Origin of the sequence: Pilosibacter sp. YYHA0881, assembly GCF_051602715.1 — a bacterium.
Taxonomy (GTDB): domain Bacteria; phylum Bacillota; class Clostridia; order Lachnospirales; family Lachnospiraceae; genus Alitiscatomonas; species Alitiscatomonas aceti.
In genome coordinates this window covers 2,538,596-2,561,493 of the sequence record NZ_CP175657.1, presented here as the reverse complement: position 1 = coordinate 2,561,493, position 22,898 = coordinate 2,538,596, and the positions used below count along the sequence as shown (strand labels likewise).

24 protein-coding genes, 5 tRNA genes and 1 riboswitch are annotated in these 22,898 nt (G+C 52.0%); of the genes, 5 read left to right on the top strand and 24 right to left on the bottom strand.

Translation table 11 applies throughout. The features are described 5' to 3' along the window. Positions 1 to 79: 79 nt before the first annotated feature. Positions 80 to 559, bottom strand: a complete 480-nt coding sequence (locus ACI6NM_RS11970; protein WP_262427294.1) for a C-GCAxxG-C-C family protein — start codon at positions 557 to 559, stop codon at positions 80 to 82. Positions 560 to 628: 69 nt separating this feature from the next. Between ACI6NM_RS11970 and ACI6NM_RS11965 the strand changes: the two genes are divergently transcribed. After that, positions 629 to 700: transfer RNA gene (locus tag ACI6NM_RS11965), tRNA-Gln, on the top strand. A gap of 227 nt (positions 701 to 927) precedes the next feature. Here ACI6NM_RS11965 and ACI6NM_RS11960 read toward each other — a convergent pair. The 15 genes from ACI6NM_RS11960 to ACI6NM_RS11890 form a co-directional block, all read right to left on the bottom strand. Next, complete coding sequence (locus tag ACI6NM_RS11960) at positions 928 to 1,806, bottom strand: DUF169 domain-containing protein (RefSeq protein WP_022272144.1); 879 nt, start codon at positions 1,804 to 1,806, stop codon at positions 928 to 930. A gap of 15 nt (positions 1,807 to 1,821) precedes the next feature. Continuing rightward, positions 1,822 to 2,736, bottom strand: coding sequence for a MetQ/NlpA family ABC transporter substrate-binding protein (locus ACI6NM_RS11955; RefSeq protein WP_215654783.1), 915 nt, complete (start codon positions 2,734 to 2,736; stop codon positions 1,822 to 1,824). A gap of 65 nt (positions 2,737 to 2,801) precedes the next feature. Beyond that, on the bottom strand, positions 2,802 to 3,485 hold the full coding sequence (locus ACI6NM_RS11950; RefSeq protein ID WP_022272142.1) for a methionine ABC transporter permease: 684 nt from the start codon (positions 3,483 to 3,485) through the stop codon (positions 2,802 to 2,804). Further along, complete coding sequence (locus tag ACI6NM_RS11945; protein WP_022272141.1) at positions 3,478 to 4,440, bottom strand: methionine ABC transporter ATP-binding protein; 963 nt, start codon at positions 4,438 to 4,440, stop codon at positions 3,478 to 3,480. The genes ACI6NM_RS11950 and ACI6NM_RS11945 overlap by 8 nt, the downstream gene beginning before the upstream one ends. Positions 4,441 to 4,895: 455 nt before the next feature. Then, positions 4,896 to 4,969: transfer RNA gene (locus ACI6NM_RS11940), tRNA-His, on the bottom strand. A gap of 26 nt (positions 4,970 to 4,995) precedes the next feature. Next, positions 4,996 to 5,069, bottom strand: a tRNA-Arg gene (locus ACI6NM_RS11935). A 4-nt stretch (positions 5,070 to 5,073) separates the two neighbouring features. Then, positions 5,074 to 5,144: transfer RNA gene (locus ACI6NM_RS11930), tRNA-Gly, on the bottom strand. Positions 5,145 to 5,183: 39 nt separating this feature from the next. After that, positions 5,184 to 5,258, bottom strand: a tRNA-Pro gene (locus ACI6NM_RS11925). A gap of 128 nt (positions 5,259 to 5,386) precedes the next feature. Next, positions 5,387 to 5,926 carry a metallophosphoesterase gene (locus ACI6NM_RS11920; RefSeq protein WP_262427374.1) on the bottom strand — a complete coding sequence of 180 codons (540 nt, stop codon included), beginning with the start codon at positions 5,924 to 5,926 and terminating at the stop codon, positions 5,387 to 5,389. 5 nt (positions 5,927 to 5,931) lie between these two features. Continuing rightward, positions 5,932 to 6,543, bottom strand: a complete 612-nt coding sequence (locus ACI6NM_RS11915; RefSeq protein ID WP_158360062.1) for an XTP/dITP diphosphatase — start codon at positions 6,541 to 6,543, stop codon at positions 5,932 to 5,934. A gap of 35 nt (positions 6,544 to 6,578) precedes the next feature. Continuing rightward, entirely contained in the window at positions 6,579 to 7,850 is a 1,272-nt protein-coding gene (locus ACI6NM_RS11910; protein ID WP_262427293.1) for a lectin like domain-containing protein, read from the bottom strand. 40 nt (positions 7,851 to 7,890) lie between these two features. Further along, the gene (locus tag ACI6NM_RS11905) at positions 7,891 to 9,054 is read right to left on the bottom strand and encodes a THUMP domain-containing class I SAM-dependent RNA methyltransferase (RefSeq protein WP_262427292.1); all 1,164 of its coding nucleotides are present in this window, start codon (positions 9,052 to 9,054) and stop codon (positions 7,891 to 7,893) included. Positions 9,055 to 9,194: 140 nt separating this feature from the next. Beyond that, the gene (locus tag ACI6NM_RS11900) at positions 9,195 to 9,554 is read right to left on the bottom strand and encodes a rhodanese-like domain-containing protein (protein WP_158360066.1); all 360 of its coding nucleotides are present in this window, start codon (positions 9,552 to 9,554) and stop codon (positions 9,195 to 9,197) included. Positions 9,555 to 9,712: 158 nt separating this feature from the next. Next, entirely contained in the window at positions 9,713 to 9,907 is a 195-nt protein-coding gene (locus tag ACI6NM_RS11895) for a hypothetical protein (RefSeq protein WP_022273513.1), read from the bottom strand. 63 nt (positions 9,908 to 9,970) lie between these two features. After that, positions 9,971 to 11,323: an MATE family efflux transporter gene (locus ACI6NM_RS11890; RefSeq protein WP_262427291.1), complete on the bottom strand. Its 1,353-nt coding sequence runs from the start codon at positions 11,321 to 11,323 to the stop codon at positions 9,971 to 9,973. Positions 11,324 to 11,501: 178 nt separating this feature from the next. Further along, positions 11,502 to 11,600: riboswitch (THF riboswitch) on the top strand. 63 nt (positions 11,601 to 11,663) lie between these two features. Here ACI6NM_RS11890 and ACI6NM_RS11885 point away from each other — a divergent pair. Beyond that, positions 11,664 to 12,230 (top strand): folate family ECF transporter S component, encoded by a 567-nt coding sequence (locus ACI6NM_RS11885; protein WP_158360069.1) that lies wholly within the window; start codon positions 11,664 to 11,666, stop codon positions 12,228 to 12,230. A 154-nt stretch (positions 12,231 to 12,384) separates the two neighbouring features. On the opposite strand, the gene ACI6NM_RS11880 is transcribed toward ACI6NM_RS11885, so the two are convergent. The 3 genes from ACI6NM_RS11880 to ACI6NM_RS11870 all read right to left on the bottom strand — a co-directional run bounded on the left by ACI6NM_RS11880 (position 12,385) and on the right by ACI6NM_RS11870 (position 15,779). Then, a complete protein-coding gene (locus ACI6NM_RS11880; protein WP_262427290.1) occupies positions 12,385 to 13,209 on the bottom strand; it encodes a C40 family peptidase in 825 nt (274 codons plus the stop codon). 136 nt (positions 13,210 to 13,345) lie between these two features. Beyond that, complete coding sequence (locus ACI6NM_RS11875; protein ID WP_022273509.1) at positions 13,346 to 13,810, bottom strand: DUF1700 domain-containing protein; 465 nt, start codon at positions 13,808 to 13,810, stop codon at positions 13,346 to 13,348. A gap of 31 nt (positions 13,811 to 13,841) precedes the next feature. After that, positions 13,842 to 15,779 carry a fructose-bisphosphatase class III gene (locus ACI6NM_RS11870; protein ID WP_022273508.1) on the bottom strand — a complete coding sequence of 646 codons (1,938 nt, stop codon included), beginning with the start codon at positions 15,777 to 15,779 and terminating at the stop codon, positions 13,842 to 13,844. 149 nt (positions 15,780 to 15,928) lie between these two features. On the opposite strand from ACI6NM_RS11870, the gene ACI6NM_RS11865 reads away from it, so the two are divergent. Then, complete coding sequence (locus tag ACI6NM_RS11865) at positions 15,929 to 16,738, top strand: MBL fold metallo-hydrolase (RefSeq protein ID WP_158360071.1); 810 nt, start codon at positions 15,929 to 15,931, stop codon at positions 16,736 to 16,738. An 18-nt stretch (positions 16,739 to 16,756) separates the two neighbouring features. On the opposite strand, the gene ACI6NM_RS11860 is transcribed toward ACI6NM_RS11865, so the two are convergent. Then, positions 16,757 to 17,134 (bottom strand): desulfoferrodoxin family protein, encoded by a 378-nt coding sequence (locus ACI6NM_RS11860; RefSeq protein WP_158360072.1) that lies wholly within the window; start codon positions 17,132 to 17,134, stop codon positions 16,757 to 16,759. Positions 17,135 to 17,360: 226 nt separating this feature from the next. Between ACI6NM_RS11860 and aroQ the strand changes: the two genes are divergently transcribed. Together aroQ and ACI6NM_RS11850 are read left to right on the top strand one after the other, a co-directional pair. Further along, positions 17,361 to 17,813 carry a type II 3-dehydroquinate dehydratase gene (gene aroQ / locus ACI6NM_RS11855; RefSeq protein WP_158360074.1) on the top strand — a complete coding sequence of 151 codons (453 nt, stop codon included), beginning with the start codon at positions 17,361 to 17,363 and terminating at the stop codon, positions 17,811 to 17,813. Between the two features lie 39 nt (positions 17,814 to 17,852). Beyond that, entirely contained in the window at positions 17,853 to 18,992 is a 1,140-nt protein-coding gene (locus ACI6NM_RS11850) for a DUF4317 domain-containing protein (protein WP_158360075.1), read from the top strand. Here ACI6NM_RS11850 and pyk read toward each other — a convergent pair. The 4 genes from pyk to ACI6NM_RS11830 all read right to left on the bottom strand — a co-directional run bounded on the left by pyk (position 18,989) and on the right by ACI6NM_RS11830 (position 22,605). Then, entirely contained in the window at positions 18,989 to 19,990 is a 1,002-nt protein-coding gene (pyk, locus tag ACI6NM_RS11845) for a pyruvate kinase (RefSeq protein WP_158360077.1), read from the bottom strand. The genes ACI6NM_RS11850 and pyk overlap by 4 nt on opposite strands. A gap of 90 nt (positions 19,991 to 20,080) precedes the next feature. After that, positions 20,081 to 20,299: a helix-turn-helix domain-containing protein gene (locus ACI6NM_RS11840; RefSeq protein WP_022273503.1), complete on the bottom strand. Its 219-nt coding sequence runs from the start codon at positions 20,297 to 20,299 to the stop codon at positions 20,081 to 20,083. A 16-nt stretch (positions 20,300 to 20,315) separates the two neighbouring features. After that, positions 20,316 to 20,921 carry a helix-turn-helix domain-containing protein gene (locus ACI6NM_RS11835; protein ID WP_262427289.1) on the bottom strand — a complete coding sequence of 202 codons (606 nt, stop codon included), beginning with the start codon at positions 20,919 to 20,921 and terminating at the stop codon, positions 20,316 to 20,318. A gap of 283 nt (positions 20,922 to 21,204) precedes the next feature. Beyond that, entirely contained in the window at positions 21,205 to 22,605 is a 1,401-nt protein-coding gene (locus ACI6NM_RS11830) for a YveK family protein (RefSeq protein ID WP_262427288.1), read from the bottom strand. Positions 22,606 to 22,898: the final 293 nt, after the last annotated feature.

Below are 22,898 nucleotides of genomic sequence, written 5' to 3'. Positions count from 1 at the left end.
CATATAAAAGCCGCCGTCCATGCGGCCTCTCCCCACATACAGGGAGGGACGTCATGACGGCGGCTTTCTTTATCCTCTCTTATTTCTGACCGTTTTTCTCCAGATCCTGTGCTTTTCTCTCCTCCAGCTTTCTCTCCAGGATCTCTGCCGCACAGACAGCCAGGTCCTTACAGGGCCTCTTCTTATAATAGTCGTCTGTGCGTGCCTCCGGCACCGGAGCCGTATCACTTGTGATCCCCGAAAGCAGGTCCCGGCAGATGATGCTTCCATTTTCCTTCCGGAACTCCTCCGCCAGCTCCTGGATCAGCGCATAATGGTCTGCCTTTGGCTTCCCGGTCTCCGGCCCGGAATATCCCAGAAGCTCTCCCGCCACAATGGCCATGCCGCTGACGCAGCCACACACCTCCCGGAGCCGTCCCAGGCCGCCGCCGAAGGACGAGGCGATCCGTGCCGCCGTCTCCTTTGGGGTCCCCATTTCATCCGCAAAAGCCAGTACCACCGACTGGGCGCAGTTATAGCCCTCCAGGAATAACGCTCCTGCCTTCTCTCCATGTGTCATATCGTATTTTTTCCTTTCTTTTTTATTGAATATTTCCCGTTCCTGTGTTAAACTATATTTGTTATGCTCTGGGCCATCGCCAAGCGGTAAGGCACAGGACTTTGACTCCTGCATTCGAGGGTTCGAATCCCGCTGGCCCAGCGTCTGAAAGCCGTTTTCCTTTCATCAAGAAGGAACTCGGCTTTTTCTTTTTACCCACATTTTAGTACGGAATACTCAAAAATACAACACGTTCATAAAGAACCCGGTAATTCAAAACATTATTGCCTGATTCACCATATTCACTGCAAAAAGAATGATGCACCGTTTTATCAACAGATGCATCATCCTTACCTTTTATGTTTCTTCTGATATCTGGTCTATTATCCCTAATCCGCAAAAATATCTGGGAAAAGCGCTTCGTCAATTCTTGGATTCTTTTCATCCCACTCTTTAAAATGAGGATAATCACGGTTAAAGAACGGATGTCCATAATTTCTGCTCATACGAACCGGAATATCTGTGATGTTGTGCTCCTGGAACGCTTTAATAATTTCTTCTTTCCGCGGATTATGTTCGATTGCTGTAATCGTCATGCATAAACCATGGATCAGCCTTTCAAAACGATTAAACACAATTCCCATTGCCATTTCATGTTCTTTCATTCCAGCTGTACGCGGTCCATTGCACAGACATGAAATATTCATTCCATTTTCCATATATGGATGAGCAGTAGCTTCCGCACAAATCGCCTGATTACCTACCATTTTAATTCCCTGTGCTGTGCCAAAATGATATGTATATCCCTGGATCAAACGCATGATATTTCTAGGATAGCTGACAATAATAACAACATCCGGCGCTTCTGTAAAATCCTCCAAGGGGCGAACCATAACGCCCTTTACCCTATGGGAACAGCGGTGGATATGGCTTGTTACCTCCCTGGCAGTTGCCAGATCCTGATATAAACCCCTTGGTTCAAAAAATCTGCCATCCAGGTAATATCTGTCATCGTCTACAATTCCCAGTGCCCTTGCGCCTCCGAAGCAGCCGAAATTATCAATATCAGCCTTCATTGATTCTCCCTCTCCAGCATGGATTACCATGGTGCAATAGGACATTTTACCCGATAACTTCGGAACATCAGCAGCTTCAAATTCCTCTTCTGTAAACAGGAATTTCATTGCTACGATTTTATGTTCCAATTTTAATGCACAATTTGCATACTCTAAAAGGCGTCTAACTGCTTTCTGATCATATCCGTACATGATTATTCCCCCTTGTTACTGCGGAAAATACTTATCAATCTCACTATAAAGGATGAAAGTACCGTCAAATCGCTCATTAAATGCATCGTACCACTTCTGCTGCTCCATCTGCTCCTTTGCGACAGACACCCATTCAGCATTTTCATCCTTTCCGCTTACGATCAATCCCTGCGGAGTCATCTGATCACGGGTGCTTAATCCCATATGCTCGCTGGGAGACATAACACCGGACTCTTTTACAATAACCGCCGATGCTACTACCCCGTCAACATCATTTATGCTAGACATTGCTGTTGTTAATTCCGCCGGTGTAATCTGAATATTCTTAGGATTTTCTACAATATCAATAATCGAATAAAAATTATTCTCACTGGGAGTTTCTGCAAGAGTGATCAGCCCAGCATTCTGCAGAATACGCAGGCCTCCATCAATATTGCTTAATCCGTTGGAAACGATCACCTTCGCCCCATCCGGAAATGCTTCTGGAGAATCCCATTTTGCCGAATACAAACCAGCATATGAGAAATAGTATGGAAATGCCATAGCCAGGTCAGCATTATTTTCCTCATTGAATGTATTCATCCATTTAAGGCTATTGCAAAATAAGCCATCAATATCTCCTGCATTTAATGCTTCAGCAGGCAGGTTATTTCCGTCGAAAACAACTACCTCTACTTCATATCCAGTTCCTTCCATTGCCTCCTTCATGATCTGGACACACGGTTCTGTTGCTGCAACGCATCCGATCTTAAGCGTAACTGGCTCTTTTTTTGCTTCGGTTGTTGCTGCCTCGCTCTCCTTAGCAGCCGTTTCCTTTGCCTCTGTTTTCGGTTCCTCCTTTGTTGATTCTTTTGCCGTTTCTGAGCCAGAGCATGCAGCCAGACTAAGTACCATCATTCCGCTCAGAAGCAGTGACATCATTTTTTTCATTCTTTCTTCCCTTCCTCTTTCTGTTATTTTTATTTATATATCCATAAAGGATGTATAAAACGTGGTTATTTTCGGAGACATCTGTGATACAAAAGGCTTCCTGCCAGCTGTATAAGCTGGACTATGATCAAAGTAATGATCACGCTTGTATACAAAACAAGATCATTAAAGCTGTAAAATCCATAATTTAATGCAACAGAACCAAGACCGCCCGCCCCAACAGCTCCTGCCATGGCGGTTGATCCGACGCAGTTAATCGTTGCGAGTGTAACGCTATTTACAATTGCCGGCACAGATTCCTTTAATATCACCCGAACCAGAATTTCACGGTTTGATAAACCAAAAGATCTTGCCATTTCTATCAATTGTGGATTTACCTCCAACATGGCATTTTCCAGTAAACGCGCCACAAACGGAATTCCTCCTACACTTAATGGAAGGATTGCTGCCGCCTCTCCAATCATGGTCCCTAGTATAAAACGGGTAATCGGCGCTAATGTCACAATCAAAAGGACAAATGGAAAGCTCCTAATCGAATTAGCTACTACCGATATCGGTGTATAAATCTTTTTATTAGGATGCAGCCCTTTGCTGGGATGGGTCAGAACCATAAGACACGCCAAACCAAAACCGCAAACCACACAGATAAGCATTGTAACCGCAACAAGACGAAGAGTTACCAAAATAGCGGGGGCAATCAACTGATTGAAATATCGCATCCAGACATCCCAAAATTCCGAGTTAAACACTGTCTGCCCCCTCCTTTTCTACCGTTTGGCAATAAATCCCCTTCTTGCGGAGCCAGCTTAAACAGGTATCTAATTTTTCTTCTGGCACCCTGATAGAATAATGTATCTGGGCTTCCTTTCCCATACCAAGATGCTGAATATCCATAATATCAAAATCCGTTTCCAGATCCCGGACCATACGGGAAAACACAAACTGATCCTGTTCACAAAACAAAACTGATAGATTTGCGTGATTTTCTCTATTCCCCTGCAATCTGCGCAGCGCCGCTGGAGCCTGCATGAATATCTCCGTTGTTGCTCCATGACAGGCGAGATGTCCATCCTCCAAAATCGCCATATGCGTACAAATATTCCGGATAACCGAAAGCTGATGCGCCACAACAATAATCGTTATTCCCGTCTTTTCATTGATCTCTTTTAAAAGATTCAGAATAGATTCGGCGGTTCTAGGGTCGAGAGCCGATGTAGCCTCATCGCACAACAACACTTTAGGCTGCATCGTCAATGCTCTGGCAATCGCAACTCTCTGTTTCTGCCCTCCCGAAAGATATGGCGGAAAGGCTGAGATCTTATCATTCAGATCAACCAGACCAATGAGTTCCCTCACACGTTCATCTATTTCTTTCTTTTTATAGCCCCAGCTTTTCATAGGAAAAGCTACATTATCATACACATTCAGACGGTCCAGCAAAGAAAAATTTTGAAATACCATACCGATCTCACGACGTGCTTCCCTTGCCTGTCGGTCATTACCTGTCGATATCTGTATACCATCTACCAAAATACGCCCACTATCAAATGTTTCTAATCCATTGATGCATCGTAAGAGTGTAGACTTTCCAGCTCCGCTCTGTCCAATGATGCCAAATATAGATCCCTTTTGAATGTGAAGACTCATTGTATTTAAAACTTCTAATTCTCCATATCTTTTTGAAAGGTTCTCAATCTGAATCATATTATTTTCACCTTTTTCAATGTCAAGACCATTTCCTAATGCTGACTTCTATTTTTATTAATATATAATTTTCACCAAACATTGTGTCACAGCGTTTTCATTATATATGAATTTATATAGAAATCAAATTCCAAAATTCTATTCAACATTGTTTCTGAATTGAAAAAATAAATATCTATTTATTATATGTTTTCTAATAACATATATTTATCGACATTTTATATAATATTTAATTGAATTTTATATAATCTCGCACAAAATTGTCCTATTCCAATTTTAAGTCAGATGAATAAGACTACTCCTATTTATTTTATCACCTTATAAATACTCTTTAATAATCGGCAATTCACTATCAATCCGGAAAATTGTGATTTTTGTTATAGAATGGCTATATAGAGATACCAGATCGGCCTAGAAAAATAAAAACCCCGGAACCAAAGTTCCGGGGAAATACGGGTGGATACAGGGATTCGAACCCTGGGCCTCCAGAGCCACAATCTGGCGCGCTAACCAACTGCGCTATATCCACCATATGAAATTACGGGAAAACCCGACTGAGCCTGAAGGGATTCGAACCCCCGACCCACGGCTTAGAAGGCCGTTGCTCTATCCAGCTGAGCTACAGACTCATCAAGCGGGTGATGGGAATCGAACCCACGTATCCAGCTTGGAAGGCTGGTGTTCTACCATTGAACTACACCCGCATATTCTCTTGCGAACCGTTGAAGGACTTTGGAAAACCATCGGGGTGACAGGATTCGAACCTGCGACCTCCTGGTCCCAAACCAGGCGCTCTAGCCAAGCTGAGCCACACCCCGCTTTTAAGACGCCCTTTCGTTTGCCTTACGCTCTCGGAACGCAAGTGATATTATAGCTGATGAAACCGTTCTTGTCAACTGTTTTTCATAAATTTTTTAAGAGATTTTTTATATTTCTTCGAAAACGCTTATCCCCAGATCCCCATCTGCTCCAGCTCCTGGTTCCAGTCCTCATCCTCCAGATAACAGATGGTAAAATGGGCCTCTCCCTGGCGGTCCAGCTCCATGAGCATATAGGACGGCTTCCTTCCCTCCTGACGCGGGTAGGAAAGGCTTCCAGGATTCAGGACCACCAGGCCGTCCCGGCAGTATTCCAGATGCGGCTTATGGGTATGGCCGTACATGACGATATCCACCTTCCTTGCCCTGGCTTCATCCTTGATCCCCTCGGTCCCCAGGGATACGCCGTACATATGTCCATGGGTCAGGAGCGCCCGGTATCTCCCGATGGAGATCTCCTTTTCCCGGTCACAGAAGGAAAAGAAATCGTTGTTTCCCCGGACCACATGGATCACGCAGACATCATTATCGACCCACTCTCTGAAATATGACTCACTGCCCTCGGTGTCTCCCAGATGGATCAGCATATCGATGGGCCCGGTCTTTTCCAGCACCCGCCTGAAATTCCCATCTCTCCGGTGCGTATCGCTGACGATCAGAATCCTCATACCGCTCATGACCTCTGCTCCGCAAATTCCTTTTCCAGCAGCTCCTTCATGGCCCGGAGGGCCTTTCCCCGGTGGCTGATGGCGTTTTTCTCTTCCATGGTGATCTCCGCCGACGTTTTCCCGTATTCCGGCAGCATTAAGATCGGATCATATCCGAAACCGCCTGCCCCGGCTGGTTCATAGGCGATGCGGCCTTCCATGGTCCCGCGGGTCGTAAGGACCCTGCCGTCCGGCAGCGCCGCCGCAATGACACATACGAACCTGGCGGTCCTTTTTTCCTCCGGAACCTCTGCCAGACGATGGATCAGGTTCCAGTTCTTGATCTCATAGGAGGTCTTTTCTCCCATATATCTGGCGGAATATACGCCCGGCTCTCCGCCCAGGGCGTCCACCTCCAGGCCCGAATCGTCGGCCAGGACAATGCCGCCGGCCTCCTCCCAGACTGCCTTTGCCTTTATGACCGCATTGGCCTCAAAGGTATCCCCGTCCTCCACAATGTCCGCCTGGACGCCGGCCTCCTTCATGGAGAGGATCTCTGTCCCCAGGCCTTTTAAGATTTCGCGGATCTCCCGCATTTTTCCCTGATTGGAAGTTGCAAATATGATTCTGTGTTCCATAGCTCTCCTGCCTTTACTTTGTTCCATGGCTCCGGTCATGCTCCGTTCCCATACGCCTTCAGACACACGTTGCAGGCCTCCCTTTCCTCTGCCCGCATCCATTGTGTCCCATCAAGACTAATATACCCTTCCCCGTCGGTAATGTCAACATTTCCCCACCGGCCTCCGCCGTTATATTCAATGGCCACCGGCTGCTCCGTTCCCGGTGACCGGATCCACAGCGCCACGGCAAACCGGCTTCCTGCCTTTACCTCCACCGGCGCTTCAAAGGGGATCGTATAAAACCCGGCCTCCCCAAGCCGTCCGGACGCCAGCAGGGGCATAAGCTCCCCGCCCAGTCCGGAAAGGGCCTCTCCCGGCTCCATGTCCCCGGGAACTGCCGCGCCATACAGCGCATACTCCGTATCCGGGACCATGGCATAAAATCCGGCGGCCTCCACGGTCCCTTTTTCTTCTGCCTCATACACGTTGGCGCACCACGCCTCTTCCTTCCCATAGCCCAGCTGGCCGGTCCAGCCGCACAGATCCGTCTGGAAGATATGGCTGTAATTCTCCGCACTCTCCACACCGGCATAAGAAATGTTGTGGCGGCCGATCTGGGTATCTTCATAGGAAACATAAAAAAATCCCTGCTCCCCAAAGCCCTCTCCCCAGCTATTGGCGCAGAGAAAGGCCCCGTCTCCTTCCGGCTGCGGGGAAAAAGCCTCCCTGGGAAAGGAATCATCCCATCCAACGATCACCACATCGTGATTGGCCTCGTGGGCTCCGTCATAAAAATATGCGCTCCGGTCTCTTCCGCCCTGCTCCGGCAGATACAGGGAGCTCTGAACGCCTCCCGTCTCATAAACGGCACGCTTGATGGCGTCATAGTCCTTTTCTCCCAGAAGCTTCACCGTCTGGACATGGCACACTGGAGAAAGCCCCTCCGGGGAAACATGGTCCCCGTAAGGATCATCGGCCTCCGCTGCCGGCCCCTGCCAGCTTAAAAGGTAAGCCCAGGAAAGGGAATAATCTCCGCCAGCAGCCGCCGCAAGCCCGGCGCTGTTTTTATGGATCATGTGGTCCGCTGATAACGGGATCCGTTCTTCCTCCTTCATGGAAGTCTCCAGGGCCGTTACCGACGCAAACGCCCAGCAGGTGTTCTGGTCCCCCTGATCCCGGATCCATGGCCCGGCGCCGTCCTCCCGCAGGTCGTACCGGGCCGGAAGGGGGAGCGGCTGCCGTTTTGCGGCCATGGATCCGCCCAGTCCAAGGGCCGCTGCCCCGGCCAGGACCCCCAGGGCCAGAACCGCCTTCCCGCGTCTCATTCTTCCCACCTCTTTCCTCACAAACCGGAGCCTCTGATCTTTACCCGTTCTGCCTTCCCGGATTTCTGGACGGGGGCTTGGGACCCATGAACTGGTAAAAATACGTTTTCATCATACCATTATAGATCTTTCGGTTCTTATCCGCCTTCCGGCCGAAATACCGCTCCGTATCCTCATAGGCTGTGATGATATAGGCGGACCAGGAATCCAGGGCCACAAACCGCTCGCCGATGGTCTTATAAAGCTCCGGCAGGTTCTTCTTATCCTCGATCCGTTCCCCGTAGGGCGGGTTTGTAATAAGGAAGCCGTATTTCTTCGGATGGCTCAGCTGGCTCACCGGCCTCTGCTGGAAATGGATCAGATGGTCCACTCCGGCTGCCGCCGCATTGGCCCTGGCCGCCCGGACGATCTCCCCGTCGATGTCATAGCCCTGGATATCCACAGAAATATCGTCCTTCACCAGATCATTGGCCTCGTCCATGGCCTCATACCAGCACTTCTTTGGGATCAGGTTCTTCCACTCCTCTGCCAGGAATTCCCGGTTCATGCCAGGCGCCATATTGGCCGCCATCATGGCCGCCTCAATGGGAAAGGTGCCGCTGCCGCAGAAGGGATCCACCAGGATCCGGTCCGGCTTCCACGGGGTCAGCATGAGCAGGGCCGCCGCCAGCGTCTCCGTAATGGGGGCTTTACTGGTCAAAGTCCGGTACCCCCGCTTGTGCAGGGAATCGCCGGAGGTATCCATGGCCACAGTCACCACATCCTTATAAAGGAACACCCGCAGAGGATAGCTGGCCCCGTCCTCAGGGAACCAGGTGATGCCGTAGGCCCCCTTCATCCGCTCCACCATGGCCTTTTTCATGATGGACTGGATATCTGACGGGCTGAACAGCCTGCTCTTAATGGAGGACGCCTTGGCCACCCAGAATTTTCCGTCCCGGGGGATATACTGCTCCCAGGGGATGACCCGGGTGCCCTGGAACAGCTCCTCAAAGGTCTCCGCCTTAAAGCTCCCTACCTTTAAAAGGATCCGCTCCGTGGTCCGTAAAAATATATTGGCGCGGCAGACGGCCTCTGCGTCTCCGATAAATGTGACACGGCCGTCCTCCACCTGGCTCACCTCATAGCCCAGGTCCAGGATCTCCCGCTTCATAACTGCCTCCAGCCCGAAATGGCAGGGGGCGATCAATTCAAATCTTTCCATTCGGTACCTTCCTAACTGCTCAAATCTGTTGGTTTATACTTTTCTCCATTTTAAGGGCTTTCCTGGCCTCTGTCAAATGCTTTCTGCCCTGCGGCGGGGGCCGGCCCGGCCACGGCATCACGTCTTTGGGACCGGCGGGGTCACCGCGTCCCCCCGGGACCGTCTGTCAGATGGCGGCCCCGGTAGCAGGAAAGCCCTCCGTAAACATTGACCGCCTGGTACCCGGCCCCCGAAAGGAGCCTGGCCGCCTGCATCCCCCGGCCGCCGTGGGAACAGTAAACGATCACCGGCCGCTTCCTGGAAATACCCAGAAATTTTTCTGGATCTTCAAAAAAACCAGATTGTTCTGTTATTTTTAAAATCTGCTGCACCGGCAGGTTCACAGCTCCCGCCAGATGTCCCTCCCTGTATTCCTCCGGCTCCCGCACATCCGCCAGGGTAAAAGCCCTGCCCTGGTCCAGCAGCGTTTCCAGCCTGTCTGCGGAAATATTCTGAAACATACGCGCCTCCGGCCTGTACCTTCTTATGATCAGTATACGCCCGTCCCGCCGGACATGTTCCATCCCCATAAAAGCCCCTATGGGATCCGGACAGAAAAAACGGCGGAAGGATCGCTCCCGCCGCCGCTTTTTTCATGACTTTTCAAGCCGTCATGCCATCAGTCGTAATTTTTGCAGTCCTGGCTGCTGTTTCTGCCGGAATTTCTGCTGCTGTTCTGGCTTTTGTTCTGACTGTTATTCTGGCTTCTGTTCTGGCCATTGTTCTGGCTGTTATTCTGGCTTCTGTTCTGGCTGTTGTTTCCTGCGTTTTCATTTCTTGTGCTGTCGTCCATATCATAGCTGTTTCTTGACATTTGAAATACCTCCTAATGGGATTCAGTTGACTACACCCATAGTATGGGCTCATCCGCAGAAAACTATTCGCCGAAGGTTCGTTTTAATTTTTTTAAGCACTGGCCAAAAGCCGGCACAAGAAACAGATCCGCGCAGATCCAGGCCAGGGGACTGGCAAAGCAGGCCGGAAGGAAGCCGAACACCGGCACCAGGCAGAAGCCCACAAAGGCCCTGGCAACCATCTCACAGACCCCAGCCAGAATGGCAAAGGTACTGAATCCCATGCCCTGGATGGCGAACCGCACCACATTCACCAGAGTCAGAGGAATATAAAACATACTGTTGCAGATCAGGAAGGTGGAGATCTGCCGGATCAGCTCCGTTTCCGACGAATCCACGAAAAGCAAGGCCAGATACCGGCCGCAAAAGAACAGCGCCGCAAAGGCCGCTGCCGAATAGGCAAAGCCCATAAGACTGGCCTTTTGCACACCTTCCCGCACCCGGTCCAGCTTTTTCGCCCCCACGTTCTGGCCGGCCCAGGTGGCCATGGTGCCGCCCAGGGCATCAAAGGGCGTACAGAAAAACATGCTGATCTTGCTGCCGGTGGATACGGCAGCCACAGCCATGGAGCCCAGGGAATTGACGGCAGCCTGTAAGATCACGCTGCCGATGGCCGTGATGGAATACTGGAGCCCCATGGGGATGCCCATGGCACAGAGCACCCGGATCATGTCCCTGTCGGGCTTTTTTTCGTCTCCCTCCATCCTGAGGACCGGGAATTTATGGATCATGTATGCCAGGCACAGAACGGCAGAGATCCCCTGGGAGACCACCGTGGCCAGGGCCGGACCGCCTACGCTCATATGGAGCACCAGGATCGTGAAAAAGTCCAGGCCGATGTTTAACACCGAGGACAGAAGAAGGAAATACACCGGTGTCTTACTGTCGCCCAGGCTCCGGATGATCCCGGCCAGGAGATTATACATATAGGTAACGGGAATTCCCATGAAAATCACAAATATGTAATCATAAGCCCCCTGGATAATGTCCTCCGGCGTGTTCATCCAGCGGAGGATATCCATGCAGAGGATGCCCACAGCCGCCGTCATCACCACCGCAAACACTGCCGCCAGATATCCGGCGTTGGCCACGAACTTCCGCATGCCCTTGTGGTCTCCGGCCCCGAATTTCTGGGCCACCGGGATGGCAAAGCCCGTGGCCGCACCGATGCAGAAGCCGTTGATCATGAAATTGATGGAGCCGGTGGAGCCCACAGCCGCCAGGGACGTGACCCCCAGGCACTGGCCCACCACCATGGTATCCACCATGTTGTAAAACTGCTGAAATAAGAGCCCCAGAAGCATGGGGAGGGCAAAGCCCAGGATCAGCCCAAACGGCGATCCCGATGTCAGGTCCTTTCCGCTTTCTTTTCTCATACGTATCCTCCTCGTCCGTATCGTTCCTCACGTCATTTTTTAAATAATTCCCTATTATAAAACCAGTTTTTTTTAATGTACAGACCGGAAAATTGCCAAAATATTCCCTTGTTTCCCCTTCCATTTCGTGAAAAGATATGATAAGATGACAACAGGACAAACGTCCGGAAAATAATTATGCAGAGTAGATAAATGCGCGTCAAGTGCCATGCCGGACGGGGAGTTGCCGGCGGGACGAAGGGCTATGCCCGCGGTGCATCTGTCGCATCCCGCTGCACCAGAAGATAAGGATCCCATATCTCCTGCTGCGGTCAGAATTCTGCAAAGGAGGTATTTTTTTATGAAGAAACTACTTGCTTTGATTTCTGATTCCTACCATGAATTCAAACACGTAAGCACCATCACCACCTGCGCTATGTTTGGCGCCATGTCCATTGTCTTAAACCAGCTCGCCACCATCCGTGTAACTCCCAATTTAAAGATCGGCTTTGGCGCCCTGCCCAACGAGCTGGTGGATTATCTGTTCGGCCCTGTGGTGGGAAGCCTGTTCGGCGGCGGCATGGACATCATCAAATTCATGCTGAAGCCCGACGGCGGCTTTATGCCTGGCTTCACCTTCAACGCCATGCTGGCTGCCTTTATTTACGGTCTCTTCCTTTATAAGAAGCCCCTGAGCCTTAAACGTATGCTGGCTGCCAAGCTGGTGGTCGCAGTTCTCTGCAACATCCTCTTAGGCACCCTGTGGCTTTCTATGATCAATGGAAAGGGCTATCTGGCCCTTCTTCCCGCCCGGGCCGTGAAAAACCTGATCCAGTGGCCGGTGGACTCCCTGATCTTCGTCCTGGTAGCCAAGACCCTGGAGCAGGCCGGCGTATTCCGGCTGGTCCGCCGCCAGCATCAACCATAAAACAGGCTGTGCGGAGCTCTCATGGCCATCCCGGCAGCGCCAGGATCCCGTGAGCCCCGCCACAGCAAAACAGCCCGCAGACACTCACATCTGCGGGCTGTTTCTATATCCTTTTATCCTTTATCCATCTGCCCGGAGGGCTGGGAAATTTTCATTAATCACCGAGGACGTTGACGATCTTCGCCGGATTCCGGTAGGTCCATTCGGAAACGCAGATGCCTGTCCTCTCGTTGGAGGCATGTACCACCTGGCCGTTGCCGATATACAGGGCCACATGGTTGATGCGCTTTCCGCTGGCATAGAATACCAGATCGCCCGGACGGATCTCTGCTGCGCTGATCTCACGGCCCTGGACAGCCTGGGATCTGGAGGAGTGGGGAAGCTCCACACCGGCTGAATGGCGCAGTACATAAGAGGTGAATCCGGAGCAGTCTGCTCCTTTATTGGGATTGGTCCCGCCGTATACATAGCGGTTTCCCACAAACTGAAGACCGTATTCCACAACAGCCTGGCGTCGTTCTGCAGAAACACGGGCTGCGGTCTCCTCCGCAGTCTCCACAGGAACCACCGGGGCTTCCTCCGGAGCGTCCTCCAGGGTCTCTTCCTCATCCTCTGCTGCCGCAGTGTTCAGATAGCCCTCGAATTCTCCGGTGGAGATCTTTGCCCACTGACCGTTTACCATTTCCAGTACGTCGTATGTATCCCCGGCCTCAGCCTGTCCCACCACCTGGGACTCTGTATCCGGCTCCGAGTACACCTCTGTGTTCTCGTCTTCCACCTGGATCAGCATGGAAGCTCCGGCCTGGTCCTCCGTATCCTTCCGTCCGGCAATGATGATCTCCGGCTCCTCCGGGCCATCCACCGCATGGAGCAGAGGTCTGGGGGCCTCCTGGTCGGCCATGGCCCTTTCCGGCGCTGCCGCTGCCATCAGTGTACAGAAACAAAAAAGTCCGGCGGTCTTCAAAATCCTGTTTGTCATATAATCCCCAATCATTACTTTTTCTTTTTCGTTTATTACAAATTTGTTAAAACTTGTTACGAAAATGATTATATTTCCAAAACATGTTTTTGTCAACCAATCTGCCGGACTTAATAATTTTTTAATATTTTCCCGTCTACCTTCTCAGGCTCTTAATAAACCACCACACCAGCAGGAGCATCAGCACCGGTCCGGCAAACCGTACCAGCAGTGCGAAGATGCCCCCCAGGAGCCTGAATACCGCAGAGAATACAACAAAGACTGCCAGCATTAAAAGCAGCTTCCAGTACCATTTGCTCAGGTCAAAGTAGTGGACGTGCGAGGAGGTCTCCGACTGGCTTTCATATGTGCTGCCGGCGTCCTCAAAGGCTCCGTATCCGTCTCCCATGGCCTCTCCTGCCGCCTCACTGGAATCGATGATGGTCCTGGCCACGATCCTTGGCTCCCCGATCTCATCCACGATCTCATCCACAGTACGGCCCTTTGCCATCTCCTGGGAAATGTAAGAATTGTAATAATTTAAATTTTCCCGGATCACGGAGGCCGGTACCTCACCAGCCAGCGCTTCCTCCAGTCCTGCTAAAAATTCTTCCCTGCTCATTCAGTTCTCCTTGATGTTTGATTGATTCTGCTTACCCTAATTTTTCCTTCAGGATACCGCCGCGGTACGCCGCCATCAGCTCCTTCAGGTCCTCGATCTTGGCGGCCAGCTCTCTTCCGGTATCTGTATCCGCCACCATGATCCGCTTTTTCATTTTTTCAACGATGGTCACCTTGGGGGTGTTCTCATGCTTCGGATCAAAGGGCTTGTGCTCCGCCAGGGCCAGATGACGGGAATTGAAGATCAGCGTATAGCCGGCGATCCCTGTCTTTGGCTGGTAGGACTTGGCAAGGCCGCCGTCGATGACGAACAGCTTTCCGTTGCCCTTTATGGGGCTCTCCCCATCCTTCAGCTTCACCGGCACGTGGCCGTTGATAATGTGGGAGCCCTCCACCGGAAGCCCGAATTCCCTCAGTATTTTATCACAAAATTCCTCTTTTGTACTCAGTTTATAGTACGGATTCATATTTTCTTTGGCCGCGGCCTTATCCGCCACAAAATAACCCTCAAAGGTGGCCATATTATCCTTGCCGTAGACCGGAGACTTGGGTCCGCACCATAAATACCACATCAGATCCTTATACCATTCCTTGGATGTGTCGTCATCCGGAAGGAAGTAGGCCATCTTCACGGCATCCTCGATATAGTCTAGCATCCGCTTTCCGGAATAGATGATCCCGTTGAATTTGATCTCATCGAAATCACCATTTTCCTTCATGGGGATACAGCCGTGGTACAGAAGGTTGGAGTTGCAGCACTTATACATGGCCCCATGGGAGTACACAAAGCGGATGTGGCGCTGGAGGTTTACGCTGTGCTTAAAGGACATGCACAGATTGTGGATCAGCTCCTCCTCTTCCTTTGTGAGCTTTAAGGGATCCTTGGGATCCACCGTGGGAAGCTTCTTATCCGTCAGCGGATATTCCTTTCCCTTGATGGTAACGGTCCCCTTCTCAAAATTGATCCGGGTCAGATGGAGCCGGTCCTCCATGTTGTACTCCGGATGGCGTTTGATGATCTGGCCCTCCACCTTAAACTGGATCACAGCGATGGCCTTGTGCATCTTGGCCGCCAGCCCAGGATCCACCGCGTCATAAATATTTTCATCCAGGATCTTCGGCATAAAGTGCTCGCAGGCATCGTCCCGGTAGACTCTGGCTGCAAACATGGACAACGGACGCAGGTTGATTCCGTAGCCGTCCTCCAGAAGGTCGAAGCAGTTGTAGCGGATGGCGATCCGCAGGACGTTGCAGATGCAGGCCAGGTTGCCCGTGGCCGCCCCCATCCAGGAAATATCATGGTTGCCCCACTGGATATCCACATCGTGGAACTTCATCAGCTCTTCCATAATGATATCTGCTCTGGGTCCCCGGTCAAAGATATCGCCGATGATATGGAGATTGTCGATGGTCAGGTTCTGGATCAGGTTGCACAGCGCCTCGATGAACTCCGCGCCCATTTCGCTGTCGATGATGGAGCGGATGATCTCATCGTAGTATACCTTCTTGTTTTCATCGCTGTAATCCACATGGATCAGCTCGTCGATGATATAAGCGAACGCCGGCGGCATTTTCTTACGCACCTTAGATCTGGTGTATTTGGACGACACCTCTTTACAGATGCATACCAGGCGGTAAATTGTGATCCTCTGCCAGTCCTCTGTAAACCGGTTTTCCCGCTTCGCCGCCCGCAGCCCCCGCTCCGGGTAGTAGATCAAGTTCGCCAGGGCGATCTCATCCTCGTCGGAGATCACATAGCCAAAGGTCTCGGAGATCTTTTCCCGGATGATGCCGGACGCGCTCCGAAGGAGATGGACAAAGGCCTCGTATTCCCCATGCAGGTCACTGAAAAAATATTCCGTTCCCTTGGGAAGGCCGCGGATGGCCATCAGGTTGATGATCTCGCTGGACGCTGCCTGGACATTGGGATATTCCCTGGCTAGCAGCCTAAGGTACGCCAAATCTCTCATATTCAATTCCTCCCACAACACATTTCCGGCAGAGCCCCATTGAAACTTCCCCTGTTTTCCTACTTTTCCTCCGCCGGTGATTGCTTTTCCTTCCATTTTATAGTAACATATTCATATTTAAAAGACCAGACCAGAAAGGGGATTTTTTCATGGACCGGGAGCTTCTTTACGTTTTTGGAACCGGCAATGCGGCGGTGACCAACCTTTATAATACATGCTTTGCCCTTAGGGACAGCGACGAATATTTCATGGTGGATGCCGGCGGCGGAAACGGGATCTTAAAGATCCTGGACAATATGCAGGTGCCTGTCCACCGGATCCACCACATCTTTGTGACCCATGAGCATACGGACCACATCCTGGGCATTGTATGGATGATCCGGATGATCGCCACCGGGATGTTAAAGGACCAGTACCAGGGCGACGCCTATATCTACTGCCACGAGGACCTGGCGGATACCATCCGCACCCTGTGCCGCCTGACCATCCAGGAAAAGCATTTCCGTTTTCTGGACAGCCGGATCCACCTGGACCCCTTAAAGGACGGGGATCACCGGCATATCTTAAGCTATGACGTGACCTTTTTCGATATCCACTCCACCAAGGCCCGGCAGTTTGGCTTCAGCCTCACCTTAAATAATGGGAAAAAGCTGACCTTCCTGGGAGACGAGCCCTATAACCCTGTATGCGAAAAATATGTACGGGACTGCGACTGGCTGCTCCATGAGGCCTTCTGCCTTTATGTGGAGCGGGATCTGTGGAAGCCCTATGAAAAACACCACAGCACCGTCAAGGACGCCTGCGAACTGGCCCAGGCCATGCAGATCCCCAATCTGGTGCTGTGGCATACGGAAGACAGCAACGTCGCCGGACGCGAACGGCTGTATAAGAGCGAAGGGAAGAAATATTATGGCGGCAACATCTTTGTGCCGGACGACGAAAGCCTGATCGCCCTGTAACGGCAGACGGCTGCTTTCCTACTCCTGGGCCAGCTCCGCCTTCCAGAGCCCATGGCGGTTACAGTACTCATATAACGCCAGGGGCCGTTCTCCGTCACTCAGACGAAATTCCACCTGGGGCTGGTCTCCGGGCTTTAAGACCCGGAGGCTTCCTCCCCTGGTGGTCTCCAGATATACCCAGGTAATATAATGGTCCTCGTCCATGGGATGGTCGTCTGCTCCCACCTTTGCCTGGACCACATCCTTTTTCACCTCCACCACCGGAAGGTGCTTTTCCAGGGCCGCGTCCGTGGTGTTGGCGTGAAGCTTGTCATAGGTCCCGCAGCCCGCGTCCTCTTCCCCATAGATCACCAGGGCGATGCCGTGACAGTCGGGACATTGTAAAAATCTGCTCATCTTCGATCCCTCTCTTTCTTATAGGAACAGACCCGGCTCCAGAAGCCTCCGTTTTGCCGGATCCTCTCATATAGTTTCCTCCATCCAGAACGATTTTATCCCCTGTACATGAAAAATCCATCCCACACGCAGGAGAAATTTATTCCCGCGCCGCTTGCAAACTGCCGGAAACCCATGTAAAATATTCGGTGCCGGGCAAAGAAGGTCCCGGCAGGAGGTACTGAACATGAAAAAATTTATGCTGCTTCACGGCATCAACCACAACATGTTCGGGAAAAGAAATCCCGAACAGTATGGGACCGTCACCTTAGATGAGATCAACGAAAACGTACAGAGGCTGGCCCGGGAGCTGGGCGTTTCCGTCACCTGCTTCCAGACCAACGACGAGGGAAAAATGGTGGACAAGATCCACGAGGCCTATACCGAGCATTATGACGGCGTCATGATCAACGCAGGAGCATGGACCCATTACAGCTACGGGATCTCCGACGCCCTGGAAATGCTGGAGTGTCCGCTGATCGAGCTCCACATGTCCAATATACATAAAAGGGAGGAGTTCCGTCACCACTCGGTGATCTCCCCCATCGCCACCGGCATCATCGTCGGCCTGGGAGCCGACGTATACACCCTTGGCCTGCGGGCCCTTGCGGACCGCACCCGGGAACCGGAGCAGAAATAACTGGCCGTGCCGCTGCCCGGCGGCAGAATGGAGATTATTATGAATAAACGCGAAATTTCAGAAATAAAGAAACAGTTCAAAAAAGACAACAACGCCATCACCCGCATCTGCGGCTGCTACGTGGACGCAGAAAAAAATATCAGAACGACTTTGAAAGAGGCCTTTTTTGCTCTCTCAGAGGAAGAGATCTTCAAATATTATGAGATCTTTAAAAAGACCCTTTCCGGGGGGATCGGAAAAAATCTCCACAACCTGGAATATTCCATCCGCGACGAGGGCGAAGACAGCGCCCATGCCCTGCTCATGAAGCTTAGGGAGGAAAAGCTGGCGGACGATGAAACTGTGGATTCCTTCTATAATAAAGTCATTGAAAACTACGACTACGGCGAAAACTATTACATCATACTGATCCACAGCGCCTACGATGTTCCGGGAAAGGCCTCGGACAATGAAGAAATGTTCGACGCCTCCGAGGAGGTCTATCACCATATCCTCTGCTGCATCTGCCCGGTGAAGCTGTCAGAGCCGGGGCTCTCCTACAATGAGGCCACCAACCTCATCGAAGAACGGCCCAGGGACTGGTGGGTGCAGCCGCCCATGACCGGCTTCCTGTTCCCTGCCTTCAACGACCGTTCCTCCGACATCCACAGCCTCCTGTATTTTTCCAAAAATCCCGAGGAGCTGCACACCGAATTCATCGACGCCTGCCTGGGCGCGCCGTCGCCCATTTCCTTCCGGTCCCAGAAGGAGGCGTTCCAGGAGATCCTCTCCGATACCCTGGGGGATTCCTGCGACTACACCATTGTCCGCCAGATCCATGAAACCCTCACCGAGTTAGCGGAGGAGCACAAGGAGGACATGGAGCCCCTGGCCCTGACAAAGCCCCAGGTCCGTGACCTTCTGGAAAAAAGCGGCGTGGAGCCGGAGCGGCTGGAGCATTTCGATACCGTTTATAAGGAAGCTGCCGGAGAGGATACGTCCATTCTGGTACCGGCTATCACAGGGACCGGAAAATTTGCCGTGAAAACGCCGGACGTGGACATCAAGGTCAACCCAGACCGGCTGGACCTGGTGGAGACTCGTTTCATTGAGGGACGGCGCTGCCTGGTCATTGCCGTGGAAAACAACGTGGAAGTCAACGGAATGCCCGTAAAAATGTGGGAGGAGGCCCAGAACTAGGCCTCCTCCATATCCCTCAGCGCTTCCTCTCCCGTATTCACCAGATATTCCACCGCCTGGGCCGGGTAGCTTCCCGCCGCCGTTTCCCCTGTGAGCATCAGGGACGAGGCGCCGTCCAGCACCGCATTATATATATCCAGGACCTCGGCCCTGGTTGGGACTGCCCGTTCATGCATGGAATCCAGCATCTGGGTCACCACCATGAACGGCTTTCCAGCTTCCCGGCATTCTCTTGCCAGCCTCTTCTGGACCCCGGGCAGCTTCCATAAAGGCATGGCGTTTCCCAGGTCCCCTCTGGCGATCACCACATGATCGCAATACGGAAGCAGCTCCTTTATGGCTTCCACTCCCTGCATGTTCTCGATCTTGGCAAAGACCTGGATCTCTCCGGCCCCGGCCTCCTTAAGAGCCTCCCGCAGAACCAGAAGATCCTCTTTATTCCGCACAAAGGGCAGCATCACCCCGGTGATCCCATAGGAAACGGCTTCCCTTATATTTTTCCGGTCGCTTTCCGTCAGCGTGGGCATGGGGACAGCTTTCCCCTCAATGGCCAGGCTCTTCCCGGACTTTATGAGCCCGCCCCGGACCACCCGGGCCATGATCCGGCATCCGCTGGCGGACGGTGCGGCTCCGGCTTCTGCCTCCAGCTCCACCTTCCCATCGTCAATGAGGATCCGGTCTCCCGGACACACATATGCCAGTGCTTCCTCCGGAACCGGAAGGCCTCCATCTCCAAGGACCAGCCAGCTGCCCTCTTCTGCCTGGATCTCCTCCTTAAACCTTCCCAGACGCAGCTCCGGGCCCCGGAGGTCCATGAGGATCTGTACCTGGGAATGAAGCTCCCTTCCGGCCTCCTGCACCATACGGATCCAATGTCCATTTTCCTCCAGATCCCCATGGGACAGATTGAGCCTCACGCCTGTCATCCCGGCTGCCAGCATCTCCTTTAACGTCTGCACACTGCCGCAGGCCGGCCCCAGCGTACCATAATACTCCATACAAAAACCTCCCGGATGTTTTTTTACTATCATACACCGGAATAACAAAAAAAGGAAGTCCCGCAGGCCGGTCCATGGGTCCAGAGCCTTCTACTCCTCTGTCCCGGGATCTTCCAGCACAACCTCCATCACATCCTCCACCCGGCATTCCAGCGCCCGGCAGAGCCGCTCAATGGTCTGGGTGGAAACGTTCATGTTCAGCTTCAGCCTGCGCATCTGTCCCGCGCTGATCCCATGATACCGGATCAGGCGGTACTGGCTCATCCCCCTTTTCTCCATGGTCTCCCACAGGCGCGTATATCTGACCATCCCGCAGTCTCCTTACCTACTTGTTTCCCTCTCTGGAACCAGCCGGAGTCTTCCCAGCCGTTTTTCCGCCAGTACGGTCTTCTGCCTTTCCGGCCAGCTTTTCTCCGGTGACTGCTGCGGTCTTCCCGGTTCCCTGGACTCCGGATCTGGATGCCAGTTTCCCAGACGCGTTATCTCTGGTAGCTGCCGCGGCCTTTCCGGTTCCCTGGACTCCAGATCTGGATGCCGGCTTTCCAGACGTGTTATCTCTGGTAGCTGCTGCGGCCTTTCCGGTTCCCTGGACTCCGGATCTGGATCCTGGCTTTCCAGGCGCCTTATCTCCGGTGACGCCCTCCGCTTTTTCGGCATCCCTGGCCCCGGCTGCGGTCCTTCCAGCCGCCCTGCCTCCGGCACTGGACGGTTCCTTTCCGTCTGGTTCCTGGGGATCCAGGATCACCTCTACAATATCCTCCACAGGACACTGTAAAATATTGCAGAATACCTCCAGGGTATGGGTGGAAACATGCATATTCTTTTTCATCCGGCCGATCTGACCGGCGCTGATCTTATAATGGTTGATCAGCCGGTACTGGCTGATCCCTTTCTTCTCCATTGTTTTCCATAAACGTTCGTAACTTACCATGTTCATCCCCTCCTTTGTTTCTATTAAACCAGGATTACCCGAATTTGTATATTATCTATATTTTGATAATATAGTCGTCTGGATGATGGACAGAACGCCAGACCCACGCCCCGGTATTTCCTCCTCCGGGCAGCTCATGGACCGCGGCCCCATATATAAAAGTATCTCTGATCCTCCCCATTTGATACAGAATGTCTTTAAAAACGATCCCGTCCCATAAAACGAAAAGAAGCCGTTTGCGCGCCTCATAACAGAGCTGCACAACCGGCTTCCTTCCAATCACTTATTCAAACACAACGCATCCGATCACGCTCTTCTGCAGATCGGTCACTCTTTCGATCTCCATAGCAACAGTGCTGTATTTCGCATCCATGCACTGCTCCACCAGAACCACTCCGTCACACTCCGGCAGCTTCTTTAAGGTTTCCGCATCCTGGAGCATATTTCCTCCGGCCATCACATGGATCCCGGCAAGTCCTGCCGCCAGTCTGTCTGTCACCTCGGACAGGACTGCCTCATCGGCGGTTCCTGTCACCAGGATGGTCTTCATGTTTTCCGCATAGTTCCGGATATTTGCGGTGATCAGCCCGTATCCTGTATCCGCATTTCCTTCCACCGCACGGCCTTCCATCCGGTTTAACCATGCGTCGATCTTACCTATGGGCTTTTTCCGGCGGATGGGCATGGTGCCCAGGATCTTAATGCGGTAACGGTTCTTTAACTCCTTGGCAGAATAAAGCTTATCGCTCATAAGGAAGGCCACGCAGATAAAGAACACCACCATAAAGCCGCCCAGAACACCGCCCAGGACCGCATACTTGATCCCACTCTTTAAAGCTGCCATTGCGGAGCTGGCTGCTTCCTTGGGCTCCTCCAGCTCGTCCAGAGTCTTCTGCTTCTCCTCCAGGCTGTTGTTCAGGCTGGTCAGCCGCTCGGTCTCCGCCCGCTGGGTATCCGCCAGAGTAAGATCCACCATGGCGCTGACGCTGCTGTTGACCGTGTTCACCGTATGCTCGCCGATGCTGGCGACTACCTGTCCATGGAGCTCGTTCATGTGATCCAGCATCTCGTCCATGACCTTCTTGGCATCGCTCTTGGTCTTATGCTTGACATTGATGGTCAGAAGGTGGTTTAACTGACCGCCGTTGGTCCCGATGGTCACATTGACCAGTTCCTTTAAGTATCTGGGCTCCGTCCCCACACTCTTTGCCACATCCTCCATCACGGCGCTGCTGGTCAGAAGACCCTGGTACGCCTGGAGGATCGTATCCGTATAATCCTGGTTCTGGTAGACCATTCCCGGCATGATCTCATATCCGGTGGTCACATACATATCGATCCTGGATTCACATACATCATAGGGGCTCATATTGATCCAGATGGATTTATCCAGGTATTCCTGCTGGTTCGCGATGTCTGTCTTCAGATTCTCGATCTCGCGCTCCGCCGTCTCCTTATTCTTCTCGTAGAGATCCAGCTCCTCCTGGTATTTTTCCCTGGTCTCCTTGCTGACCTCAGGATCATTCTGCTGCCTGTATGTCATCGCACCCTTGGCCCCGCCAAGGACCAACGCCAGGACCACTGCCACAAGGATCACCGGCCTCCATTTATGGAGCACCGCAAACATCAGATCCTTCAGATCGATTTCCTGTTCATACTGCTCGTATGTAGAATTATTGTCCATTTTCCTTTCTCCTACGCTCTTACTCCCAGAGATTTCCCTAAAAACCGCCAGTGTATTTATCATAACTTTTTTCCCTTTGTCTGTCAAGGATATGGGGGGATTTCCTATGGAATTTTATGGGGAATTCCAGGCAGATCAAGCCGAAAAACAACGGGATTCCGATGCCCTGGGAAATTGGAGATATTATCCCGTTTCTTCATAATATACGCACAATGTATACGGTATTCATAAAAAAGCGGTACTTCCGACAAGGACGATTATGGGAAGTAAGACGGGCTCTGGAGATCAGTTCC

Coding starts and splice junctions, on each gene's coding strand:
- ACI6NM_RS11905 (WP_262427292.1), bottom strand. CDS start 9,054: ATGGAAAGATTTGAATTGATCGCCCCCTGCCATTTCGGGCTGGAGGCA.
- ACI6NM_RS11880 (WP_262427290.1), bottom strand. CDS start 13,209: ATGACAAACAGGATTTTGAAGACCGCCGGACTTTTTTGTTTCTGTACA.
- ACI6NM_RS11955 (WP_215654783.1), bottom strand. CDS start 2,736: ATGAAAAAAATGATGTCACTGCTTCTGAGCGGAATGATGGTACTTAGT.
- ACI6NM_RS11865 (WP_158360071.1), top strand. CDS start 15,929: ATGGACCGGGAGCTTCTTTACGTTTTTGGAACCGGCAATGCGGCGGTG.
- ACI6NM_RS11850 (WP_158360075.1), top strand. CDS start 17,853: ATGAATAAACGCGAAATTTCAGAAATAAAGAAACAGTTCAAAAAAGAC.
- ACI6NM_RS11910 (WP_262427293.1), bottom strand. CDS start 7,850: ATGAGACGCGGGAAGGCGGTTCTGGCCCTGGGGGTCCTGGCCGGGGCA.
- ACI6NM_RS11945 (WP_022272141.1), bottom strand. CDS start 4,440: ATGATTCAGATTGAGAACCTTTCAAAAAGATATGGAGAATTAGAAGTT.
- pyk (WP_158360077.1), bottom strand. CDS start 19,990: ATGGAGTATTATGGTACGCTGGGGCCGGCCTGCGGCAGTGTGCAGACG.
- ACI6NM_RS11900 (WP_158360066.1), bottom strand. CDS start 9,554: ATGTTTCAGAATATTTCCGCAGACAGGCTGGAAACGCTGCTGGACCAG.
- ACI6NM_RS11835 (WP_262427289.1), bottom strand. CDS start 20,921: ATGGTAAGTTACGAACGTTTATGGAAAACAATGGAGAAGAAAGGGATC.
- ACI6NM_RS11920 (WP_262427374.1), bottom strand. CDS start 5,926: ATGAGGATTCTGATCGTCAGCGATACGCACCGGAGAGATGGGAATTTC.
- ACI6NM_RS11830 (WP_262427288.1), bottom strand. CDS start 22,605: ATGGACAATAATTCTACATACGAGCAGTATGAACAGGAAATCGATCTG.
- aroQ (WP_158360074.1), top strand. CDS start 17,361: ATGAAAAAATTTATGCTGCTTCACGGCATCAACCACAACATGTTCGGG.
- ACI6NM_RS11840 (WP_022273503.1), bottom strand. CDS start 20,299: ATGGTCAGATATACGCGCCTGTGGGAGACCATGGAGAAAAGGGGGATG.
- ACI6NM_RS11860 (WP_158360072.1), bottom strand. CDS start 17,134: ATGAGCAGATTTTTACAATGTCCCGACTGTCACGGCATCGCCCTGGTG.
- ACI6NM_RS11875 (WP_022273509.1), bottom strand. CDS start 13,810: ATGAGCAGGGAAGAATTTTTAGCAGGACTGGAGGAAGCGCTGGCTGGT.
- ACI6NM_RS11885 (WP_158360069.1), top strand. CDS start 11,664: ATGAAGAAACTACTTGCTTTGATTTCTGATTCCTACCATGAATTCAAA.
- ACI6NM_RS11970 (WP_262427294.1), bottom strand. CDS start 559: ATGACACATGGAGAGAAGGCAGGAGCGTTATTCCTGGAGGGCTATAAC.
- ACI6NM_RS11915 (WP_158360062.1), bottom strand. CDS start 6,543: ATGGAACACAGAATCATATTTGCAACTTCCAATCAGGGAAAAATGCGG.
- ACI6NM_RS11895 (WP_022273513.1), bottom strand. CDS start 9,907: ATGTCAAGAAACAGCTATGATATGGACGACAGCACAAGAAATGAAAAC.
- ACI6NM_RS11890 (WP_262427291.1), bottom strand. CDS start 11,323: ATGAGAAAAGAAAGCGGAAAGGACCTGACATCGGGATCGCCGTTTGGG.
- ACI6NM_RS11870 (WP_022273508.1), bottom strand. CDS start 15,779: ATGAGAGATTTGGCGTACCTTAGGCTGCTAGCCAGGGAATATCCCAAT.
- ACI6NM_RS11960 (WP_022272144.1), bottom strand. CDS start 1,806: ATGTACGGATATGATCAGAAAGCAGTTAGACGCCTTTTAGAGTATGCA.